Origin of the sequence: Streptacidiphilus cavernicola (assembly GCF_042510955.1) — a bacterium.
GTDB lineage: Bacteria > Actinomycetota > Actinomycetes > Streptomycetales > Streptomycetaceae > Streptacidiphilus > Streptacidiphilus cavernicola.
Window position 1 is genome coordinate 175349 of record NZ_JBHFAB010000010.1, and the last position, 19852, is coordinate 195200.

Sequence of the window (19852 nt, forward strand, 5' to 3'; positions counted from 1 at the left end):
CTTCGACCCGCCCGGGTCGCGGCCGTCCGGTAGCGTGGGAACCGGCCCCTGACAGGCCATCACGAATCGGGGGTTCGATGGGGCACGAGCACGGCAGCGACGAGATCACCAACCAGTCGTCGGCCACGGTCCACGGGGCCCACGTCCAGATCGGGCACAACCACGGCGGGATCGTCTTCGCCTGTGACCATGCCGCCCAGGCCGGCCGCGCCAAGCCCGACCAGATCCCCCGGGCCAGGAGTTTCGTCAACCGCAGCGCGGAGTTCGCGTCCTTGGACGGCTGGCTCGACCAGCACACCCGCGCGGACGAGGACGCCGTCGGGCTGCTGAGCGGGCTGCCCGGGGTCGGCAAGACGGCCACCGCGTGCGAGTGGGCGCACCGGGCCCGTGACCGCTTCCCGGACGGCCAGGTGTTCGTCGACTTCGCCGCGCTGCGCAGGCACCAGATCGGCGGGGACCTGGCCGAGGCCGCCGCCTGGTGCCTGCGGGCGCTGGGCGTGGCCGAGGACTACCTCCCGTCCACCCTGGCCGAACGCCTGGCGCTGTACCGCTCCCAGTGCGCCGGGCGGCGGCTGCTGATCGTCCTGGACGACGTCACCGAGCCCGGCCACATCTCCGCGCTCGCTCCGGGCAGCCCCGGCAGCGCGGTGCTCGCCACCAGCACCGCGGTCCTGGGGGAACTCTCCCTGGACGGGGCCCGGCTGCTGGCGCTGGCGCCGCTGGACCGGGTGTCCGGGGCCCGGCTGCTGGCCCGGCTCGCCGGTGCGGGCGCGGGTGCGTTCGACGCGGACCCGCACCAGGCCGAGCGCCTGGTCGACCTGTGCGGCGGCCTGCCGGTGGCACTGCGGGTGGTGGCCGCGCGGCTGAACCGGCACCGCTGGCTGACCCCGGCCACGCTGGCGGACGAACTCGCGGACGAGTCGGACCGGTTGGCGGCGCTGTCCGGTCGCAGCGGCGGTTCCGGTGTCGCGGGCGACAAGGAGAGCAGCGTGTCCGGTGCGTTCAACCTCGCCTATCGTGACCTGTCCGCCGGGCAGGGCCGCCTGTACCGGCTGCTCGGCCTGCTGCCGTACCCCCTGTTCGACGCCGGGACGGTTGCCGCGGCCCTCCGGCTGGCGCCCTCCGCCGCCCGGCGGGGTCTGGACGAGCTGGTCGAGGCGGGGCTGCTGCAACCCGAACCCGACGACCGCTACCGGCTGCACTCCCTGGTCCGGCTGCATGCCCGCGCCCTGGCCGAGGCCGAGGACGACCCGGAGCAGCGGACCGCCGTCCCGGCCCGGGTCCTGGCCCACTACCTGCAGCTCAGCGCGTTGGCTGACCGCGCGATCCGGGCCGACCGGCTGCGGGTCGCCGACCTCGGCGCGCTGGTCGGCACGGCCCCTGACCCCTTCGCCGACGGCACGAGGAGCCCGCTGGCCTGGCTGGAGGCGGAGCGCCCGGCGCTGCTCGCGGTCCTGCGCGAGGCCGAGCGCTACGGCTGGGACCGTCCCGCCTGGCAGTTGGCGGAGGTCGTCACCGCGCTCTACCTGCACCACCGCCACCTGGGTGAATGGCAGGAGGTGCTGCGGACCGGCGCAGCCGCCGCCGCGCGGGACGGTCGCCCCGACGCCGAGGCGCGCCTGCGCAGCATGCTGTCCCGCCCGCTGCTCGACCTGGGGCAGGACGACGAGGCCCGAACCCAGCTGGAACGCGCGCTGCTCTGCGCCGAACTGAGCGGGCATCTGCTGCTGCGGGCATCGGTGCAGGAGTTCTGGGGCCGCTACCTGGAGCGGCACGACCTGGAGCGCGCGCAGGAGGCCTTCGTCCGCTGCCTGGAACTGAGCGAGCAGGCCGGGGAGCCGCGCGGTGCGGCGCTGGCCCTGCTGTTCCTCGGCGGCGCGCAGAGCGCGGCCGGCCGGGGCGCAGCGGCGGTGGCGACGCTGGAGCAGGCCGTCGCCGGGCTCCAGGCCTGCGGGGACGCCCGGATGACGGCACGGGCGATCGCGGCACGCGGACGGGCCCGGATCCGCACCGGGGAGGTCGGGGCGGCAGCCGCTGACCTGGCGGCGGCTGCCGACCGGCTGTGCGCCCTGGACGCCACCCACTACGAGGCGCAGGCCCGGGTGGAGCTGGCGGACCTGCTGGAGGCCGGGGGCAGCGCCGATGCCGAGGTCCGCTTCCAGCTGGAGCGGGCCTGGCAGGTCCACCGCGACGGCGGCAGCCCCCAGGCCGCGGTGCTGCGCACCCGGCTGGACGCGTTGCCGCCGACGGCCGACAGCGGTCCAGCCGCCGACGGCGGTGCGGTGGAGGGCTGACGGCTGGTCAGAAGCTGGAAGGCTGACGGCCATTCAGACACGGTCGGGCTGACGTTAGTTCGGGGGCATGGGCCTGACGGCCGTTCAGGTGCCCTTCAGGGCAAGGCTCGCAGCGCCACGTCCAGCTCCCGGTCGCCCACCCGCAGCTCCACCGTGACGTCGTCGACCCGGATCCCCGCCCGCAGACAGCTGTACAGGGCCGCGGCGACCAGCCCGGGATCCGCCCCGCCTCCGGTCACCGAGGCCCGCACCAGACGTCCGCCCCGCACTGAGAGCAGGAAGCCGCCGTCCACCGGCACGGCGGCCAGCCTGCACCCGGGGAAGTCCTCCAGCACCGCCAGGGCCCAGCGCCTGGCCGCGACCGCGGTGGCGGCCGGGGCGGCCCGGTGCACCACCGAGGCGCTGTGCAGCAGTTGCAGGTCGGGTTCGTCCTGGGCACAGGACAGGTGCCGGAACCCGTCGCGGGGCGGTGGCTCCCGGTCCGCGGCCGAGACGGCGGCGGGTCGCCGCCGTACCTCCACCACGGCCCGGCCCTGGTCCAGCGGGTCCTGGGCCGACGGCGCGCAGGTCGTGTCGACCAGTGCGGCGGGGGGCCGCGGGAGGGTGAGCCGCGGCACCGGGAAGGCCAGCCGGGGGACGAGGGCGTCCGGCTCGGACAGCTTCAGCAGCCCGTACAGGGTCTCCCGCAGCCGGTCGACGGCGCCCTCGCCGTAGCCGAACGCGCGCTCGGCCAGCCGCCGCCCCTGCTCCGGTCGGTGGTCGTGGACGGCGGAGGCGAGCTGTCCGGCCAGGGGACGGTCCGGGTCCAGGTGCGGCGCGGTGTGCCGGAGCAGGGAGCCGGCCGTGCCGGGGACCGCGTCGCTGCCGAAGGCGGCCAGCAGCACCGGTCGGCCCAGGGCCGCCCCGTACAGCGTCACCGAGCCGTGGTCGCCCACGAGCACGTCGGCGGCGGTGACCGCGGCCTGCCAGCCCGCGGTGGGCGGCACCAGCGCCAGGCCCGCCGCCACGGCGTCGGCCTGTAGCGAGTCCAGTTGCCAACTGCCGTGCCAGGAGCTGACGTTGGGATGAGTGACCAGGGCGACCCGGTACCCGTCCAGCGGCAGCTGCGCCAGCAGCCGGGACGGCAGGGCCGGGTCGCGTCCGAGCAGCGAGGTGGGGCCCCAGGTCGAGCTGAGCACGACCAGCCGCTGCCGGTCCTGGACGCCGAGCGCGGCCCGGTAGGCCGGTCGGCTGCCCAAGCCGGCCCGGAGCCGCTCGAAGCACGGATCACCCAGCTCCACCGCCCGTTCGGCGGCGCGGGGGTCGAGCGCGGCCAGCTGCCGCAGCTCGTCCGGGTGCGAGACGGCCAGCCAGGTGCGCGGCAGCAGCCGTTCCGGCACCAGCCCGGAGAGCCGGGTGAGCGGCCCGCGGGAGTCGGGCACCTGCTTCTGGAAGCCGATGCCGTGGGGGAGCACCAGCAGCGGGCAGTCGCCGTCCGGCAGGTCCAGATTCTCGCTGGCGCTCAGCACCAGGTGCGGGTCCGCCTCACCGATCTGGTGCCAGGGGAGCACCCGGCAGCGGTGCTCGTGCAGGAGGTCCAGCACGCCGTGGTGGAACGCCGACCCCGGGTCGTAGGCGAAGACGACGTCGACCCGCGGATCGCCGCGCACCAGCAGCGGCAGCACCTCCAGCGCCCGGACCGCGGAGGTCACCGTCCGGGCGGCGACCAGCAGTCGGCGTTCGGGTGTGAACGTGCGCCACCGCGGCGCGTCGGCGCCGAGGCCCCTCCACTCGGCGACGTCAGCGCGCACAGCGGCCCCGCGGACGTGTCGGCATCAGGGGAGGTGTCGACATCAGGCCCGCTCGCGGCTCGCGGCCATGCTTCCAGCACCCATACAGCTGAGCCGTCACCATTCGATTCGGGGCCCCGACGGGACCGGAGCAGGTTACCAAAGGCCAAACCTAGGCCATCGGGCCCGTTCTGCCGCGTCGGGCCGCCGCCCGGGACACCGCGTGTCGGGTCTTCGCCAAGGGAGCCGTCCGGCCGTGCCGACACCGTAGGCTGACTGCTGGTGAACTGTGCGGGGAGCGCCGCGCCGCCCGGAGGGAGACAACGGATGGCCGTGGGCCGCGATGCGGGTGGGAGCGCGGTGGGTCTGGGGGCGGTGGGTCGGGGCGCGGTCGACAACACCGTCTCCGGCGGCGTGTTCGAGGGGGCCTTCGTCCAGGCCGGCTCCATCGACCAGGTCCACGTCCACGCCGCCCCGGCCCCCGCCCCGCCGCCGGCGCCGCTGACACCGCGCCAGATCCGGGCGCCGCGCGCCGTGTTCGTCAACCGGCAGGCCGAGATCGCGGCGCTGAACGAGGCCCTGCACGAGGCGCTGGAGCGCAGTGCGGACCGGCCCGTCGTGGTCACCTGCACCGGGCTGGGCGGGGTCGGCAAGACCGAGCTGGTTGCCCAGTGGGCCCACCAGCGGCGGGAGCGCTTCCCGGACGGGCAGCTGTACGCGGACCTGGGGGCGGTCCGGCGGGCGGGCGGGGTGGACCTGGGCGAGGTGCTGGGCGGCTTCGTCCGCGCCCTGGGCGTGCGCGAGGACTTCATCCCCGCCTCGCTGGGCGAACGCGCCAACCTGTACCGGACGGTGACCGCGGACCGGCGCCTGCTGGTCTTCCTGGACGGGGTGGAGCACGCCGCCGAGGCCAGGGCGCTGACGCCCTCCTCGGGGCTGGTGGTGGCTGCGGGGCGGACCCGGCTGGAGGCCCTGGTGCTGGAGGGCGCCAGGCCGGTGGCCGTCGGCCCGCTCAGCGCCGACGCGGGCAGTGAGCTGGTGCGCTGCTGGCTGGGGGAGGAGCGGGGTAGCGAGGGCGAGCTGCTGGAGCTGGTCCGGCTGTGCGGCGGGCTGCCGCTGGCGTTGCAGGCGGTCGGCGCGCAGATGATCACCCGTAGCCGGATGCGGATGGGCCGGGTGGTGGCCGAACTCGCGGAACGGCAGCGGAATCCGGAGCCGTTCTCGGCGGGGGAGGCCGGAGCGGCCGGAGGCGTTGGGGGCGTCGGGTCGGCCGGGCCCGTGTCGGCGGAGCAGGCGGGGCAGGCGGGGCAGGCGGGGCAGGTCGGAGGGAGGGAGGCCGGGGTGGAGGAGGCGTTCGAGTCGGTCTACGCGCACCTGTCCGATCCGGCCCGCGAGCTGTACTACGTGATCGGGACGCACCCCGGTCCGCTGTTCACCCCGGAGCTGGCTCGGGCCGCCGGGGTCCGGTCGGTGGAGCAGGCGGTGGAGGAGCTGCTGCACGCCCACCTGATCGACGAGAGCGTCGACGACGACAGCGGAGAGGACCGCTACCGCGCCCATGACCTGGTGCGGCTGCACGCCCGCCGCCGGGCGCACCACGCCTGGCCGCCGGAGCAGCGCGAGCTGGTGCTGCGTCAGATCGTGGCGTTCTACCGCGACCAGGCAGCCGCGGCGGACCGCCAGGTGCTGGGGAAGCGGTTCCGGCTGCAGCCCGCCCCCGACGCCGGGTCGGTGGAGCGGGCGCCGACCGGGCGGGCCGCCGCGCTGGCCTGGCTCCAGGCCGAGCGCGGCAACCTGCTGGCGGTGCTGCACACGGCCGCGGACCGGGGCTGGCACGAGGAGGTCTGGCAGCTGTGCGAGTCGCTGTGGGCGCTCTACCACTCCCGCAAGCACTTCGCGGACTGGATCGAGTCGCACCGGCTGGGAGTGGAGGCGGCCCAGTGGGAGGGCCGGGCCGACGCCGAGATCCGGATGCGCAACCAACTGGCGCGGGCCCACTACGAGATGGCCGACTACCCGGCCGCCCAGGAGCAGTTGGACCTGGCCCAGGAGAAGCTCGGCCTGGTGGGCGACCCGCGCCTGGCCGGGGTGCTGTGGGAGTCGCAGGGCCTGCTGCGCCTGGCCCAGAGCGACCCGGAGCAGGCCGTACGGGACTTCGGTGAGGCGCTGGCGGCGAACGCCGGGGACCCGCACGGCCTGGTGGTCCAGAGCTACAACCTGGCCCAGGCCCTGCTGGCGGCCGGCCGCCACGCCGAGGCCCTGCGGGTCCTGGACGGCGCGGTGGCCGCCGCCGAGGACGGGGCCGACGAGCCGATGCTGATGCGGCTGGCCCTGGTCCGGGCCCGGGTCCTGCACGCCACCGGGGAGTCGGCGGAGGCTCTGGCGGCTGCGCGGGACGCGGTCGCGATCGCCGCGGAGCTGGGCCAGATCGCGAAGGAGGCGCAGGCGGTCGAGCTGGTGCTCGAACTGGCGACGGGGAGTGGGGACACGGCCGTCCGGGAGGCCGCCGAGACCAGGCGGCGGCAACTGCGCCGGGAGGCGGGGGTGGCACCCCGAGACGACCCGGCACCGCCGAATCCCAGCTGATGATCGGTCAGCTGATGGGTCGACAGTCCCGGTCTCCAGGGCGGGCGCTGAAGCGCACCCGCACCGCCACCCGATCACCGGTGTGTACCGTCAGCTCCTGCTCGGTGAGTTCGGCTCCGGACCCGCCCCGGGTCAGCCACACACCCAGCGCCGCGCCCAGCAGCGTCGGGTCGAGCGCGGTCTCCGGGGAGCCCCAGGGCCTGACCGCGGTGGCCTCCAGCAGCAGTCCCGAGCGCAGCCGGACCAGGGCGCAGTCCCGGTCCAGTGCGGTGACCGCCAGGTTGAGTCCGGGGAGCTGATCCGCCGTCAGGGCGAGCCAGGCCGCCGGCGGCAGCTCTCCGTGCGGGTGTTCGCGCACCACCACTTCGGCGACCGCCCGCAGCCCCAGCCGGGGTTCCTCGGAGGTGACGGTGTAGAAGCCGCGGGCCGCCACGGGCTCGGTGCTCAGCGGGTAGCGGCGGATCCGCACCGCGCGTCCGTCCCGCTCGCCGGTGACGTCGTAGGCGGTCGGACGGCCGGTGACCGGACGCGGGTCGGGGTAGGGGACGGGGGAGTCCTGGTCCTTGGGGGTGGAGACGGCTCCCACGAACGGGCCCAGGATCCTGAGCAGGTTCCGGGTGGCCTGTCCCGGCTCGCCCAGCGACAGGTCGGTGACCGCGCGCAGCGCCGCCCCGTCGTACTGCTCGGCGGCCAGCAGCAGTTGGGCGTGCAGGTCGCGGCCCGGGTCCAGCGGCGGGGCGGTCCGCCCGAAGGCGTAGGTGGGGGAGTGCGGGTCCAACTCCGCCTCCCCGGTGGCCGCCAGCAGGGTGACCCGGTCCAGGGCGGCCCCGTAGAAGCTGACCGATCCATGGTCTCCGACGACCCAGTCCGCGGCCACCAGTGCTGCCTGCCAGCCGCGTTGGGGCGGGATGACCATGAGCCCGGCCGCCTCGGCGCTGCGCATCAGCTTGTGCGGGTCGTGCCGGGCCCAGATGTTGGGGTGCAGCACCAGGGCCACCGCGAACTCGTCGGCCGGCAGTTCCTGGACCAGCCGCAGGGGGAGGTCCGGGTGCTGTCCCAGTAACGAGTGCCCGCTCCAGGTGGAGTTCACCACCACGAGTTTGCGCCCGTCCAGGGCGCCCAGCGCGGCGCGGTAGCGGTCGCGCTGCGGCAGGCTGTCCCTGATCCGGTCGAAGCACGGGTCGCCGACGACCTGTGCCCGGGTCACCGCCTCCGGGCAGGAGCGCCGCAGCTGCTCGAACTGCCCCGGGTGGGAGAGCCCGACCACCGCGGGGAACACCTTGCCCCGGTGGGTGAGCTCGCGCCGCGACAGCCCGGCGGCGGAGGAGCCGTCCCCGGTGGACTGGCGCACCAGCCGGTTGTAGCCGGCCCCGTGCGGCATGATCACCAGCGGGGCCCGCAGCCGGCTCATGGAACGGTGCACCGCGCAGGCCACCGCCACGTCGAAGCTCCGGGCGACGGCGTCCGGCCAGGGCAGGACGGTGACCCCCTCCCGTTCCAGCGCCTGCGCGTAGGCGTCGAGACCGGCGGTGAAGGCGGAGCCGGGGTTGACCGTGAAGTAGAGGCTGACCCGGGACGGGAGCACCAGCAGGGCGTCCAGCACCCGGGTCGCCGAGGTCAGCGTCCGCGCCACGGCCAGGACCTCCCCGTCCACGGGCAGCGTGTTCCAGCGCTCGTCGTCCGCACGTCGGCGGAAGGGCGGGCGGAACAGCGCCAAGGTGACTCCGGGCTCGGACGGTACGGCTGGGGGACACCGGACAGCGTACTGAACCGCCCCGCACCCGCCCCGGAACCCACCACTCCCCGGCGCGCCGAGCCGGGGAGTGGGACCGGGCGCGCGGGGGAGGGCGGCCCCGGCGTCGGAGTTGCCCTCCGATCGCCGCGACAGACGTGGTGTCGGGCGGCGGTGTCGCCGAAACTCGTTTCAGCGTCCCTGTGCGGGTGTGTTAGAAAGCCGGGATGTCGTCTCAGCGCATCCTGCTTCCGCGTTCGGCGCCGTCTGCGTCGGGGATATCGTCTCGTGCGATCGCCGCGATGCTGGACATGCTCGAAGCGCGATCGGGTGAGAGCCATTCCGTCATGGTCGTGTACCGCGGTCACGTGGTGGCCGAGGGGTGGTGGGCGCCATACTCGGCCGACCGGCCGCACCTTCTCTACTCGCTGACCAAGTCGTTCACCTCGACCGCTGTGGGGCTCGCGATCGGCGACGGACTGCTCTCGCTGGACGACCGCGTGGTGGACGTGCTGCCCGACCACGTCCCGGCCGACGTCTCGGAACAGGGACGCCGCATCACGGTTCACCACCTGCTGTCGATGACGGCCGGGCATCGCGCCGACAGCCTCGCCGAGGCGTGGCAGCGGGAACCCGACGACTTGGCGAAGGGCTTCCTGGGTCTGCCGTTCGCTGCGGTCGAGGGAACGCGGCACGTCTACGACAACTCGACGACCTACCTCCTGGCCCGGATGGTCGAGCGGGTCACGGGTCGTGGTCTTCCGGAGTTCCTGGACGCGCGGCTGTTCACGCCGATGGGCATCGAGCACGCCGAGTGGGACCGGGTGGGCAGCGGTGCCGCCTTCGGATTCCACGGGCTGCATCTGACGACCGAGGCCGTCGCCGCCTTCGGTGAGCTGCTGCGGTGCGCAGGCGCGTGGGGCGGCCAGCAGCTCGTCCCCCGCGGTTGGGTGGAGCGGGCGACCAGGCGGCACATCGCCAGTGAGTGGATCCTGGACGGATCGGACCAGAGGGACTTCTCCTACGGCTACGGCTACCAGTTCTGGATGTCGCGTCACGGCTACCACGGCCATGGCTCCTACGGGCAGCAGTGCATGGTGGTCCCGTCGCACGGTCTCGTCGTCGCCGTGACCGCCGAAGGAGAGTCCCAGGAGGTGTTCGACGCGGTGTGGCAGTGCCTGCTGCCCGGTGTGGGTCACCCGGACAGCGCCCAGGACGACGCTGTCCTCGCCGACCGGCTGCGGCGACTGTCGCTGCAGCCGGTGCCGGGTTCGGCCGCACCGGGACGTGCGGTCAGCGCGAGACTCGACGCCTCGGCCGAGGGGTCGGCACTGCCCGACGGCACCACGGTCACGGTCGATCCCGCCGACGGCGGATGGCTCGTGCGGTTCGAATCGCTCCTCGAGGTCGAGGTCGGTCACGGCGACTGGCGGGAGAGCGCTCCGCTCGGCCGACCGATCGTCAGCGCGGGCGCGTGGCAGGGAAGCACCTACGTCGCCGACCTGTATGTCATCACCACCCCCCACCGCGTTCGGCTGAGCGTCGACGCCGACGCGGGAACCGCGACAGCGACCTGGAGCACCGTGCCCCTGACCGGCCCCAGCCTGGAACTGCACGTGCGGTCACCGCTGATGACACGCCCGGACGTGGCGTAGGCCGGCACTCCGGCACCTCTTGGACGTGTTGCTGCCCTGACCACCTCGGCCTGATCGGCTGTCCCGGGTCAATTCCGGGGTGTCGGATCGACCGTGCGAGCGGCATGCGCCATTCGTGTCAGAAGCCTTGTCAATGTTCTGACCCGTGAGTAACTTTCCGATCGGTAACTTCGCCGAAGCGTCCCTGACAGCTGCCGGACGCCGGGCATTCCTTGTGCCCGGCGTCGATCCGCTATGCCCGCACCTCCCCCGCACCCCCCCGCACCCCCTGTACGGACCACCCCCGGAATCAGGAGACCCCCATGTCGATCCGTGCTGCCTCCCGTCCCTGGCGGCTCGCCGCCCTCGCCGTCGCCGCCGCTGTGACCAGCGGTCTCGCGATCGCCGCGCCGGTCCAGGCGTCCGCCGCCTCCACCGTCAACTACGTTGCTCTGGGCGACAGTTACAGCGCCGGTTCGGGCGTGCTCCCGCTGGACCTGAGTGCTCCGCTCGAGTGCGCCAGATCGACGGCGAACTACCCGCACGACCTCGCCGCCCAGATCGGGGCCAAGCTCACCGACGTCACCTGCGGCGGCGCGGAGACCAAGGACTTCGCCGGATCGCAGTACCCCGGCGTCGCACCGCAGCTGAACGCGCTGAGCAGCAGCACCAACCTGGTCACGATGACCATCGGCGGCAATGACAACAACACCTTCATCGACGCGATCCTCGCCTGCGGTTCGGCGGGCGTGGTGACCCTCGGCTTCGGCCACCCGTGTTCGTCCCTCTACGGCTCCACCTTCGACAACCAGATCGACTCCACCACCTACCCGGCCCTGGTGGCCGCGCTGAACGCGGTGAAGGCCAAGGCGCCGAACGCGCGGGTCGCCATCATCGGCTACCCGTGGATCGTGCCGGCCGCGGCCGTCCCCGGCTGCTTCGCCAAGATGCCGATCGCCTCGGGTGACATCCCCTACCTGCGGGAGCTGGAGGGACACCTCAACTCCGCGATCCAGCGCGCCGCCCAGGCCACCGGGACGACCTACGTCGACGTGTCGTCCGCCTCCAACGGCCACGACGCCTGCCAGCCGGTCGGCACCCGCTGGATCGAACCGCTGCTGTTCGGAACCAACTACGTGCCCGTCCACCCCAACGCCCTCGGCGAGTCCAAGATGGCCGCCCAGGTGGCCGGCACCCTGGGCCTCGGCTGAACCCTGGCCCTGGCCCACGTCGGTTCGGCGGTCAGTGCTCGACGGTGATCCGGTGATCACTGACCGCCACCGCGACGGGGCACGATCCGAAAACGCGGTGGCTGGGCTGTCCGCCGCGCCGGTCCGACTCGGCACCGGTGTGCCTGGCCGTGGCGCAGGTGCTACGTCTCGATGCGACGGTCGACGGGCGCACGGGCGCACGGGCTGAGCTGATGCGGATGTCGATCTTTCCCGGCCGCTTGGGTTCAGTCACGGCCACCCGGGCAGACGAATCCAAAGCCGCCCGGAAGGGACGGGGCGGTCGTGGAAAGCGGAGCCCACCGGGAGGCGTGCCATGAGCAGCACCAGCGCAGCGGTCGGCGGCGGTGGCGGCGAAGTCGTGGAGACGGACGTTCCAGCACGGCTCGACCGGTTGCCGTGGTCGCGGTGGCATTGGCGGATCATCATCGGCCTGGGCACGGTCTGGATCCTGGACGGGCTTGAGGTCACCATCGTCGGCAACATCGCCGGGCGGCTGTCGGAGCACGGCAGCGGTCTGGCGATCAGCACGGGTCAGGTGACGACCTGGGCTGCGGCCCTGTACGTGGCGGGCGCCTGTGCCGGCGCCCTCTTCTTCGGCAGGCTGGCCGACCGGTACGGGCGCAAGAAGCTGTTCATGGTCACCCTGGTGGTCTACCTGGCGGCGACCGCGGTCAGCGGTCTGGCCTGGACCGCGTGGTTCTTCTTCCTGTGCCGGTTCTTCACCGGCTTCGGCATCGGCGGGGAGTACGCCGCGATCAACTCGGCCATCGACGAGCTCATCCCGGCCCGGGTGCGCGGACGGATCGACCTGGTCATCAACGGCAGCTTCTGGATCGGCGCCGCGGTGGGCGCGTTCGCCTCGATCGCGCTGCTGAACACCTCGCTGTTCGCCACGGACATCGGCTGGCGGCTGTCCTTCGGCATCGGTGTGGTGCTCGGCCTGGTGATCCTGCTGGTCCGCCGGCACGTCCCGGAGAGCCCGCGCTGGCTGTTCACCCACAACCGGGTCCAGGAAGCGGAGGACCTGGTCACCGAGGTCGAGCGGACCGTGCGCGAGCAGACCGGCGAAGAACTCCCCGCGGTGGACCCCGCGGACCGGATCAAGGTCCGCGAACTGGGCCCGATCAGCTTCACCACCATCGCCAAAACGGTCTTCCGCACCTACCCCAAGCGCACCGTGCTCGGCCTGTCGCTGTTCGTCGGACAGGCCTTCCTCTACAACTCGGTGACCTTCGGCTACGCGGTGATCCTGACCACCTTCTTCAAGGTTCCGCAGGGCAGCACCGGCTACTACTTCGCGGTGATCGCGGTAGGCAACTTCCTGGGCCCGCTGCTGCTCGGGCACTTCTTCGACTCCGTGGGCCGCAAACCCATGATCGCGGGCACCTACATCCTCTCCGGTGTGCTCCTGTTCGGGACCGCCGCGCTGTTCCAGAACGGCTCACTGAGCGCCACCACCATGACCGCCTGCTGGACCGCGGTGCTCTTCTTCGCCTCCGCCGGAGCAAGCTCGGCGTACCTGACCGTCAGTGAGATCTTCCCGCTGGAGACCCGGGCACTGTGCATCGCATTCTTCTACGCGATCGGCACCGCACTCGGCGGCATCACCGGACCGCTCGTCTTCAACGACCTGGTCAACAGCGGCAAACCCAGTGACACCACGCTCGCGTTCTGCATAGGCGCCGCGCTCATGGTCGCCGCCGGACTGGTGGAGGCCGCCATCGGGGTCAAGGCGGAACGGCGCAGCCTGGAATCGCTCGCCGCTCCGCTGAGCGCCGTGCGGGCCTGAGGCCCGCGGCACACGGGTGCCCGGTGCATTCCACCCGTAGGTGACGCAACACGGGGTAGGCGAGCCTGTGAGGCAGGACCTGCCTCACACCGACGAAGGAGATGACCATGGGCGCCGACGACAAGGCAGCGAACACCGCGGACAAGCTCAAGGGCAAGGTGAAGGAAGCGGCCGGCAAGGCAGTCGGCAACGAGCGCCTGCAGGCCGAAGGCAAGGTCGACCAGGTCAAGGGCGACGCCAAGCAGGCCGTTGAAAAAGCCAAGGACGCACTCAAGGACTGACGGCCCACCCCGCAGCACCATCGTGGGAGGTCGGTCGCACGGGCGAGGTTCCGGCCACTGGCACCCAGATCGGCCCGGTGCCTGCGGCCCGGGGAGTGCCTTCCCACGGTGGGCGTGCGGGGAGCTGCCCGGAGTAGGGCAGGTCGTCGGAGGAGACCGGTTCCTCGAACCAGAGGTCGTCCAGCACGGCGATGTCGATCAGTTGCATGTCAAGCCGGCGGGGTGACGGTGGTGGTGATCTGGCCCAAGCCGCTGCTGGTGGGGGAGGTCCAGGTGGTCCAGTCGCTGATGTTGTAGTCGGCGTAGCCGTTGTAGGCCGGGGCGGCTTGCCGGGGTGTGCCGGTGATGGTGACCGGGTCTCCCTCGCGGGCGAAGTCGTAGAACCACTGGGCGTTGGTCATGGAGAGGTGGATGCAGCCGTGGGAGCCAGCGCTGTGTCCTGGCTGCGGGTCGCCGTCGGAGTAGTGCACGTAGGTGCCTGAGGCTGTCAGGTGGACGGCGAGCGGGTAGTAGGCGTGGTAGTAGTTCGGGTCGCTCTTGCTGCAGGCGATGTGGACGCTGCAGGAGTCCATGAGGACTTCGCGGGACTTGTCGATGACCGCCATCGTGCCGCTCCATGAGGGGTAGGCCGCGCTGCCTGCGTCGATGGGGAAGGTCTTGACCAGCGTTCCGTTGCGGTAGATCTTCATCAGGTGCCGGTCGGCGTAGACGTGGGCTTCGTCGTCCGCGCCGATGGTGAAGGTGTGCAGGTAGGAGTGGACGCCGTAGCGGCCGTTGCCGTCCGCGACCGCGGTGAGCTGCGCGTCGAGAGTGACTTTGGTGCCGGTGGGCCAGTAGGACTTGGGACGGAAGTCCACCCGGCTGGAGCTGAACCAGTGCCAGGCGCCGGTGATCGGGACGGAGGTGGTCAGCTTCAGGTGCTTCTCGATCTCCGCGCGGGCGGAGGCGGCGACCGGCTTGCTGAAGACCACGGATATCGGCATCGCCACCCCCACCGTGCTCCCGCTCTGGGGGGCGATGCTGTCGAGCAGCATCGCGGGCCCGTGGGGCGCTGTCTTGCTCGCGCTCGCGCCGGGAGCGGGTGGGGAACCTGCTCCCGGGACCTGCCCGGCTGCGCTTGTCGCGGCAGCCGCTGACGTTGCCGACGCTGACGCGGAGGCGGACTGGCTGGTGCAGGCGCACAGGCCCCACGCCGTCGTGGCTGCCAGCACCGCCGTTGCGATTGTCTTGGGCACAGATGTCACGGTGTAGCTCAGCCTCTGGTTCTGTGGTGTGTTCGACGCCCGCCGGCCGGGCAGCCGTGCGGGGGAGGGTGTCTAGTAGACGGGTTGCAGGGTGGAGGCGATGCAGCTGGGCAGTTGCCGGACCAGTCTCACCACCAGGTAGTTCAGGGGGGTGCCCTCGGCAGGGGCGATGAACAGCAGGTGATCGCCGGGGGCCATCGCGGCGGGGTGGATGTCGCGGATGCCGTGGCTGGAGTCGTAGCTGCCCGGGGTTGGCGGCGGCAGCACTTTCAGCAGCCGCCGGAGTGTGTCCTTCCCGGTGCTCTTCGGCGCGGGGCCGGTGGCGTGGCACGCGGGCGAGGCCACCATCACGGCTGCGGGAATTCCGGCCCGGTTGAGGGTGGCCTGCAGTCCGGCCTGGCCCTTGAGGGTGAACAGTTGCACGGTGACCACACCGCCGGGCCTGGACCGCACCGCGTAGTCGGCGGTGACGATGTCCAGGCCGCCGAAGTCCGTGCTGTGCGAGGGGCGTGGCGTGGTCGAGGGCGCGGCCGAGTACGCACTGCCGCGCGGGGTGGGGGCGGCCTGGCCGGGGCCGTGCGTCGGCGCTGACAGCGGCAGCGCAACGACAGCGGCAGCGGCTGCCGTCGCCAGGGCGAAGGTGAGAGCGATCCGGTGCGTGGCCGGGCGAGGCCGCATGCGGCGACCGCCGGGCATGGGGGGCAGGGAGGTGGCGTGGTCGAGCAGTTCGTCGGCGAGCTGCTTCTTGAAGTCGTCCAGAGCGTTCACGGGGCAGTCTCCAGAAGAGTGGTCTCACGGGGGGCGCGGTGGCCCCAGGCGGCACTGCGCAGGGCCTTGCGAGCACGGTGCAGCCGCACGCGCGCGGTGGCCGCGGTGATTCCCAACGCCTGCGCCGCCTCGCTGACGGACAGTGCGTCCAGGGCCACCAGATCAAGCACCTCGCGCAGCGGCGGTGACAGCGCCGCATGGGCGGCCCCGAGCTGACGGGCGGTCCGGGCGGCGTCGATCCGGGCCTCGATGGCGCCGATCGCCTCCTCGCCCAACAGCCGCTGCCCGCTGATGCGGGCAAGCGTGCTCCGCTCCCGCGCCGTGCCGTTGTAGTGCGCGTAGAGGACGCTGCGCGCTATGCCGTACAGCCACGCGGTGGGCGCACCGCGCCGCGGGTCGTAGGTGTGCGCTCCCTCCAGGGCTGCCACGAAGATGTCCGCGGTCAGATCCGCGGCCTGGTGGGCGCTGTCCACGCGCCGGGTGACGAAGCTGAGCACAGTGTCGAACTGCTGCTCGTAGAACACGGCGAACCCGGCCGGATCCCTGGTCGGCGGCGCTGACGCACGCTCCGCTGGCACAGACGACTCCTCACGATTGATCACAGGTGCGATGCCTTACAGAGCGTTCTAGTGTCAGATGCCGCAAAGCGTTACAACGGCAGCGCACGGCACCCCCGCCCCCGGCCACCCCGATGGCCGGGGCATGGGGCCTCGACGACGGGGCAGACGGTCAGCAGTCGCTCACGGATCGATTGACCGGGCGTGGCGACCTCAGCGGCGTGGAGTTCGCCGACTGCTCCCTGCTCAACACCCTGCTGCTGGCACGCTCGCGCCGACATTTGGTCCTGGCCGGACCCCTGCCCCACGAGGTCCGCCGTTTGTTCGACCTCACATCGACCGCCGCGGTGTTCGGCTTCGCCCCTGACACCACGGCAGCCTGTGCTTCCCGGACCCGCACAGCCCAGCAGGCGAGCTGACTCCCGCGCTCCGCCGGGCCTTGGACACCGCGAGTCGGCCGGAGCCTCATCCGGCACGGTCGGCGGTGCGGCGGCGCAGCAGGTGGAGTGCGAGCAGGAGGGCGCCGGCGGCGATGGCCAGATCGTAGGTGCAGGTGATGAGTTGGCCCTGCCAGTAGTCCGTGCTGTTGATGCCGGTGAGGACGGACTTGGAGAGACTGGTGCCGGAGAAGCGGTCCGTGACCAGGGTGCGGCTCAGGCCGGCGGTGCCGCTGAAGAGGTCCCTTGCGATGAAGTCGAGTCCGGCGAGGGCGACGAGCAGGCCGAGGCGGCTGAGGATGCGGGTGGGAAGGCTGCCGGGGACGACCGCGAACAGTGCGCCCAGGCAGACGAAGATCAGGGCAGTCGTGACCATGGACGGGCCGACGTTCCGCAGCAGCCAGGCGTCGTGGGTGGTGTCGAACACCACCTGCCGGCCCGTCGCCCAGCGCAGCAGCACCCATGCGAGGGCGGTGACGGTGCCGAAACAGGCGACGGTGACAGCGGCGAGCACGGCCACCTTGGCCAGCAGCCACTGGGTGGGGGAGGCGCCCTGCGTCCACAGCGTGACGTGCACCCGCGTTGCCAGGTCGCGGCGGACCATGGAGGTGACGGGGAAGAGCAGCAGGAGGCAGACGGCGTCGGCGGCGTAGACCAGGTCGTAGAGGCCGTTGTCGAAGCCGGCGACGTGGTCCCAGTGGGTGTCCCAGTAGGAGTTCGGGGAAGCCTTGCCGTACAGCGCGGGCGGGAGTTGGGTGAGGGCGTACTCGCCGGTGCGGAGCCAGTGCATCACGGCGAGCGAGGGCAGCAGCAGGGCTACCGCCAGCAGGGTGAGGCCAAGCCGGTGCTGACGCAGCGTCAGGCGCAGCATGCGGCGCTGGACGGCGGTGTCGGCTTGGTGGTGGTCGAGGGCGAGGGTCATGGCGTGGGCTGGCTTTCGCGTGGGCCGGGGTCGGCGGCGGGGCTGAGGTGCAGCGCGGGGGCGTCTGGGCTGCCCAGGTAGGCGAGGATCAGTTCGTCCAGCGTGGGGGCGGTGCCGTGCCAGGTACGGGGCAGCGGTCCTCCCGGGCGCAGGAGGGCGGCGGTGCCGCGGCCCGAGCGCTGGTGGGTGACCAGGGTGTGCGGGGCGAGTTCGTCGATGCCGCCGGGGCCGGTGGCATTGAGGTGGGCTTCCAGCAGGTCGTCGATGGAGCCTGAGAGGCGAAGTCGGCCGCCGTCGAGCAACAGCAGGTGGTCGCAGACATCGGCGAGTTCGCCGGTGTGGTGCGAGGAGAGCAGGACGGTGGCGCCGTGCTCGGTGGCGTGGCCGAGCAGTGTCCCGGTCAGTTCGTGGCGGGCGAGCGGGTCGAGGTCGGCCATCGGCTCGTCGAGCAGGACCAGGTCGGGCCGCTTGCCGAGGACCAGGGCGAGGGCGACGCGGGTGTGCTGGCCGCGCGACAGCGCGCCGAGGCGCGTACGCGTCGACAGGTTGCCCTGCTCGACGATGCCCGCGGCGCACGCGGCGTCCCAGCGGCCGGGGTTGAGTTGGGCGCCGATCCGGAGCACATCGCTGATGCGCCAGCGGGGGTCGAGCGGTTGGTCCTGTGCCAGGTATCCGACGCGGGAGCGGGTGGCGCCGACCGGTCCGCCGAGCACGGTGAGGCTGCCGGCACTGGGGCGGTCGACGCCTGCGGCGAGCTCCAGCAGGGTGGACTTGCCTGCGCCGTTGCGTCCGACCAGAGCGCAGATGCTGCCCTGGGGCAGGGAGAACTCGACGGAGTCGAGTGCGGCCGGGCCGCGGCGGCGGTGTCGGTGGGTGAGGCCAGTGGCCTGGAGGGCGGTCACTGTTGCTCCTTGATGGGGAAGTGCGTGTCGAGTACGGCTTTGAACAGAGCCGAGGCATCGTCACGGCCGAGGCCGGCGGCAGTCGCGCGGCGCCCCCAGTCGTCGAGCTCGTCCCGCAGGGGACTGCCGACGGGGGTGGCGCCGAGGGAGCGGAGTACGAAAGTCCCCTGGCCCCGACGGCCTTGGACGAGACCGGCCTGCTCCAGGAGCCGGTACGCCTTCTGCACCGTGTTGGGGTTGATGGCAGTGCTCTCCACCACCTCGCGGGTAGTGGGGAGCTGGTCTCCGACCTGGAGCAGCCCCAGGCGCAGGGCCTGTTCGGTCTGCTGGACGATCTGCATGTAGGTGGAGACGCCGCTGCGCCGGTCGATGCGATAGACGAGCCGCGGGTTCTCCATGCCAACCTCCTTTTACTAGTAATGTAGTGAAAGAAGATTAGGGGGGTGAGGCGCACCCAAGTCAACGGGATGTGGCTCGGTGGGGAAGCGGCCCTGTAGGTACCTGTAGGTAGGGGGCTACCTCGTCGGTGAGGTGCTGGAACAGGGCGCTGCGGCCGTTGCCGCCTCCGTGCCGCTGGTCGATCCGGGAGAACAGAGCAATCCATGTCGCGGACGGTGTCCAAGTCGCCCTGGCCGACCTGGCGCCCGTGGGGTGTGGTGCGGGCGGTGCCGCGGTCGACCATCTGGGTCCACCGCGAGGGCTCAGCCTACGGCCCGGCACTCCGACGCCGACCACGCCGCTCGGTGCGGCATCAAGATCCCCGATTCGTGGGCGGAGTCTCACGCAGCCGGTGCAGTGCGGCGCCCAGATCGAAGTGGTCGTGCTCGGCCCCGATGGGGACGAGGCACTCGGAGTGCTGCACGAACTTCCTGATGTCACCTTCTTCGGCTTGCAGCAGGGCCTCGCCAGTCGGTCCGCGCAGGGAGATGAACACGGTCTGCGCGCCGTCCATGCCCGGACGCACCGACACGTCCCCCGTGCCGGCCCGGGTGCTGAGCCCCATTGCCAGAAGGTCGCGGGCGAAGACCCAGGTGACGGTCGCATGGAGGTCGACGTAGTGGTCCAGGGACACCGCGAATGGATCCTTGGGGTCGTATCTCAAGCACGCGGGTACGTGCATCCGGAAACCGGGCTCCACCACGGACCAGAGGTCCAGGCGTGCGGTGACGGTTGCCCCGACGGAACGTTGCATGGGCAGCGGTGGAATCTGATCCATCGTCATCGCTTGTGCGCTGTGGTGGAGTGCCCCGCCGGCTGGAGCACGTGCAGGTGGCGGAATCTCGGCGGGTCGGTCAGCAACCGCCACTCCTGGTCGGGGCGACATGGCACTGTCCGCCCGTTGGCCTCCCAGGAGGCGGCCAGGCCGGCGAAGATCGGCGTCTGCTGCGAAAACGATTCTGCAGCGGTCCGTACGTGGTCCACGCCTGGATGAACGAGCCACCTCGTGAGAGGTAACTGCAGCTTGGCGAAGATCTTCAGCTCCGGCGCACTGCTCGTCGCCGGACGCCGGGGCGGCACTGGCCAATACCGAAGCACCACCGACAACCCCGCCGACAACCCCAACCGACAACCCCACCCCCGCCGGTGGGAGGGGCTGACCCGACGCACCCTCAGACCTGCGGACTGCCAAGCCGAGCCAAGCCGAGCCGGCAGCGACCCCGCAGTCGGGTGTCCGGCGGGTGTGCGGAGCAGTGGGCCGTGGGTG

At 72.2% G+C, this 19852-nt stretch carries 16 protein-coding genes; 7 read left to right on the forward strand and 9 right to left on the reverse strand.

Annotation, left to right across the window (positions count from 1 at the left end):
* Positions 1 to 77: 77 nt before the first annotated feature.
* Positions 78 to 2294 (forward strand): hypothetical protein, encoded by a 2217-nt coding sequence (locus ACEZDE_RS15925; RefSeq protein WP_380536873.1) that lies wholly within the window; start codon positions 78 to 80, stop codon positions 2292 to 2294.
* 95 nt (positions 2295 to 2389) lie between these two features.
* On the opposite strand, the gene ACEZDE_RS15930 is transcribed toward ACEZDE_RS15925, so the two are convergent.
* Positions 2390 to 4084, reverse strand: a complete 1695-nt coding sequence (locus ACEZDE_RS15930) for a hypothetical protein (protein ID WP_380536875.1) — start codon at positions 4082 to 4084, stop codon at positions 2390 to 2392.
* A 306-nt stretch (positions 4085 to 4390) separates the two neighbouring features.
* On the opposite strand from ACEZDE_RS15930, the gene ACEZDE_RS15935 reads away from it, so the two are divergent.
* Entirely contained in the window at positions 4391 to 6649 is a 2259-nt protein-coding gene (locus tag ACEZDE_RS15935) for an NB-ARC domain-containing protein (RefSeq protein ID WP_380536877.1), read from the forward strand.
* Positions 6650 to 6656: 7 nt separating this feature from the next.
* Here the strand turns inward: ACEZDE_RS15935 and ACEZDE_RS15940 are convergent, their stop codons facing one another.
* Positions 6657 to 8366 (reverse strand): hypothetical protein, encoded by a 1710-nt coding sequence (locus ACEZDE_RS15940; protein WP_380536878.1) that lies wholly within the window; start codon positions 8364 to 8366, stop codon positions 6657 to 6659.
* A 242-nt stretch (positions 8367 to 8608) separates the two neighbouring features.
* On the opposite strand from ACEZDE_RS15940, the gene ACEZDE_RS15945 reads away from it, so the two are divergent.
* From ACEZDE_RS15945 to ACEZDE_RS15960, 4 genes are all read left to right on the forward strand, one after another.
* A complete protein-coding gene (locus tag ACEZDE_RS15945) occupies positions 8609 to 10036 on the forward strand; it encodes a serine hydrolase domain-containing protein (RefSeq protein ID WP_380536880.1) in 1428 nt (475 codons plus the stop codon).
* A gap of 302 nt (positions 10037 to 10338) precedes the next feature.
* Positions 10339 to 11226 carry an SGNH/GDSL hydrolase family protein gene (locus ACEZDE_RS15950; protein ID WP_380536881.1) on the forward strand — a complete coding sequence of 296 codons (888 nt, stop codon included), beginning with the start codon at positions 10339 to 10341 and terminating at the stop codon, positions 11224 to 11226.
* 334 nt (positions 11227 to 11560) lie between these two features.
* A complete protein-coding gene (locus tag ACEZDE_RS15955; RefSeq protein ID WP_380536882.1) occupies positions 11561 to 13036 on the forward strand; it encodes an MFS transporter in 1476 nt (491 codons plus the stop codon).
* 107 nt (positions 13037 to 13143) lie between these two features.
* Positions 13144 to 13317 (forward strand): CsbD family protein, encoded by a 174-nt coding sequence (locus tag ACEZDE_RS15960; RefSeq protein WP_380536883.1) that lies wholly within the window; start codon positions 13144 to 13146, stop codon positions 13315 to 13317.
* Positions 13318 to 13526: 209 nt separating this feature from the next.
* Here the strand turns inward: ACEZDE_RS15960 and ACEZDE_RS15965 are convergent, their stop codons facing one another.
* From ACEZDE_RS15965 to ACEZDE_RS15975, 3 genes are all read right to left on the reverse strand, one after another.
* Positions 13527 to 14351, reverse strand: coding sequence for a L,D-transpeptidase (locus ACEZDE_RS15965; protein WP_380536885.1), 825 nt, complete (start codon positions 14349 to 14351; stop codon positions 13527 to 13529).
* Between the two features lie 282 nt (positions 14352 to 14633).
* Complete coding sequence (locus ACEZDE_RS15970) at positions 14634 to 15329, reverse strand: hypothetical protein (RefSeq protein ID WP_380536886.1); 696 nt, start codon at positions 15327 to 15329, stop codon at positions 14634 to 14636.
* On the reverse strand, positions 15326 to 15907 hold the full coding sequence (locus tag ACEZDE_RS15975; RefSeq protein WP_380536887.1) for an RNA polymerase sigma factor: 582 nt from the start codon (positions 15905 to 15907) through the stop codon (positions 15326 to 15328). Before ACEZDE_RS15975 ends, ACEZDE_RS15970 begins: the two co-directional genes overlap by 4 nt.
* A gap of 173 nt (positions 15908 to 16080) precedes the next feature.
* Here ACEZDE_RS15975 and ACEZDE_RS15980 point away from each other — a divergent pair, with 173 nt between their 5' ends.
* Positions 16081 to 16305 carry a hypothetical protein gene (locus ACEZDE_RS15980; protein ID WP_380536888.1) on the forward strand — a complete coding sequence of 75 codons (225 nt, stop codon included), beginning with the start codon at positions 16081 to 16083 and terminating at the stop codon, positions 16303 to 16305.
* 46 nt (positions 16306 to 16351) lie between these two features.
* On the opposite strand, the gene ACEZDE_RS15985 is transcribed toward ACEZDE_RS15980, so the two are convergent.
* The 4 genes from ACEZDE_RS15985 to ACEZDE_RS16000 form a co-directional block, all read right to left on the reverse strand.
* Positions 16352 to 17245 (reverse strand): hypothetical protein, encoded by an 894-nt coding sequence (locus tag ACEZDE_RS15985; protein ID WP_380536889.1) that lies wholly within the window; start codon positions 17243 to 17245, stop codon positions 16352 to 16354.
* Entirely contained in the window at positions 17242 to 18147 is a 906-nt protein-coding gene (locus ACEZDE_RS15990; RefSeq protein WP_380536891.1) for an ATP-binding cassette domain-containing protein, read from the reverse strand. The genes ACEZDE_RS15985 and ACEZDE_RS15990 overlap by 4 nt, the downstream gene beginning before the upstream one ends.
* Complete coding sequence (locus ACEZDE_RS15995) at positions 18144 to 18545, reverse strand: GntR family transcriptional regulator (protein WP_380536892.1); 402 nt, start codon at positions 18543 to 18545, stop codon at positions 18144 to 18146. The genes ACEZDE_RS15990 and ACEZDE_RS15995 overlap by 4 nt, the downstream gene beginning before the upstream one ends.
* A gap of 353 nt (positions 18546 to 18898) precedes the next feature.
* Positions 18899 to 19471, reverse strand: coding sequence for an SsgA family sporulation/cell division regulator (locus tag ACEZDE_RS16000; protein ID WP_380536894.1), 573 nt, complete (start codon positions 19469 to 19471; stop codon positions 18899 to 18901).
* Positions 19472 to 19852 lie beyond the last annotated feature (381 nt).

Coding starts and splice junctions, on each gene's coding strand:
- ACEZDE_RS15925 (WP_380536873.1), top strand. CDS start 78: ATGGGGCACGAGCACGGCAGCGACGAGATCACCAACCAGTCGTCGGCC.
- ACEZDE_RS15935 (WP_380536877.1), top strand. CDS start 4,391: ATGGCCGTGGGCCGCGATGCGGGTGGGAGCGCGGTGGGTCTGGGGGCG.
- ACEZDE_RS15945 (WP_380536880.1), top strand. CDS start 8,609: ATGTCGTCTCAGCGCATCCTGCTTCCGCGTTCGGCGCCGTCTGCGTCG.
- ACEZDE_RS15950 (WP_380536881.1), top strand. CDS start 10,339: ATGTCGATCCGTGCTGCCTCCCGTCCCTGGCGGCTCGCCGCCCTCGCC.
- ACEZDE_RS15955 (WP_380536882.1), top strand. CDS start 11,561: ATGAGCAGCACCAGCGCAGCGGTCGGCGGCGGTGGCGGCGAAGTCGTG.
- ACEZDE_RS15960 (WP_380536883.1), top strand. CDS start 13,144: ATGGGCGCCGACGACAAGGCAGCGAACACCGCGGACAAGCTCAAGGGC.
- ACEZDE_RS15965 (WP_380536885.1), bottom strand. CDS start 14,351: ATGCTGCTCGACAGCATCGCCCCCCAGAGCGGGAGCACGGTGGGGGTG.
- ACEZDE_RS15985 (WP_380536889.1), bottom strand. CDS start 17,245: ATGACCCTCGCCCTCGACCACCACCAAGCCGACACCGCCGTCCAGCGC.
- ACEZDE_RS15995 (WP_380536892.1), bottom strand. CDS start 18,545: ATGGAGAACCCGCGGCTCGTCTATCGCATCGACCGGCGCAGCGGCGTC.
- ACEZDE_RS16000 (WP_380536894.1), bottom strand. CDS start 19,471: ATGTCGCCCCGACCAGGAGTGGCGGTTGCTGACCGACCCGCCGAGATT.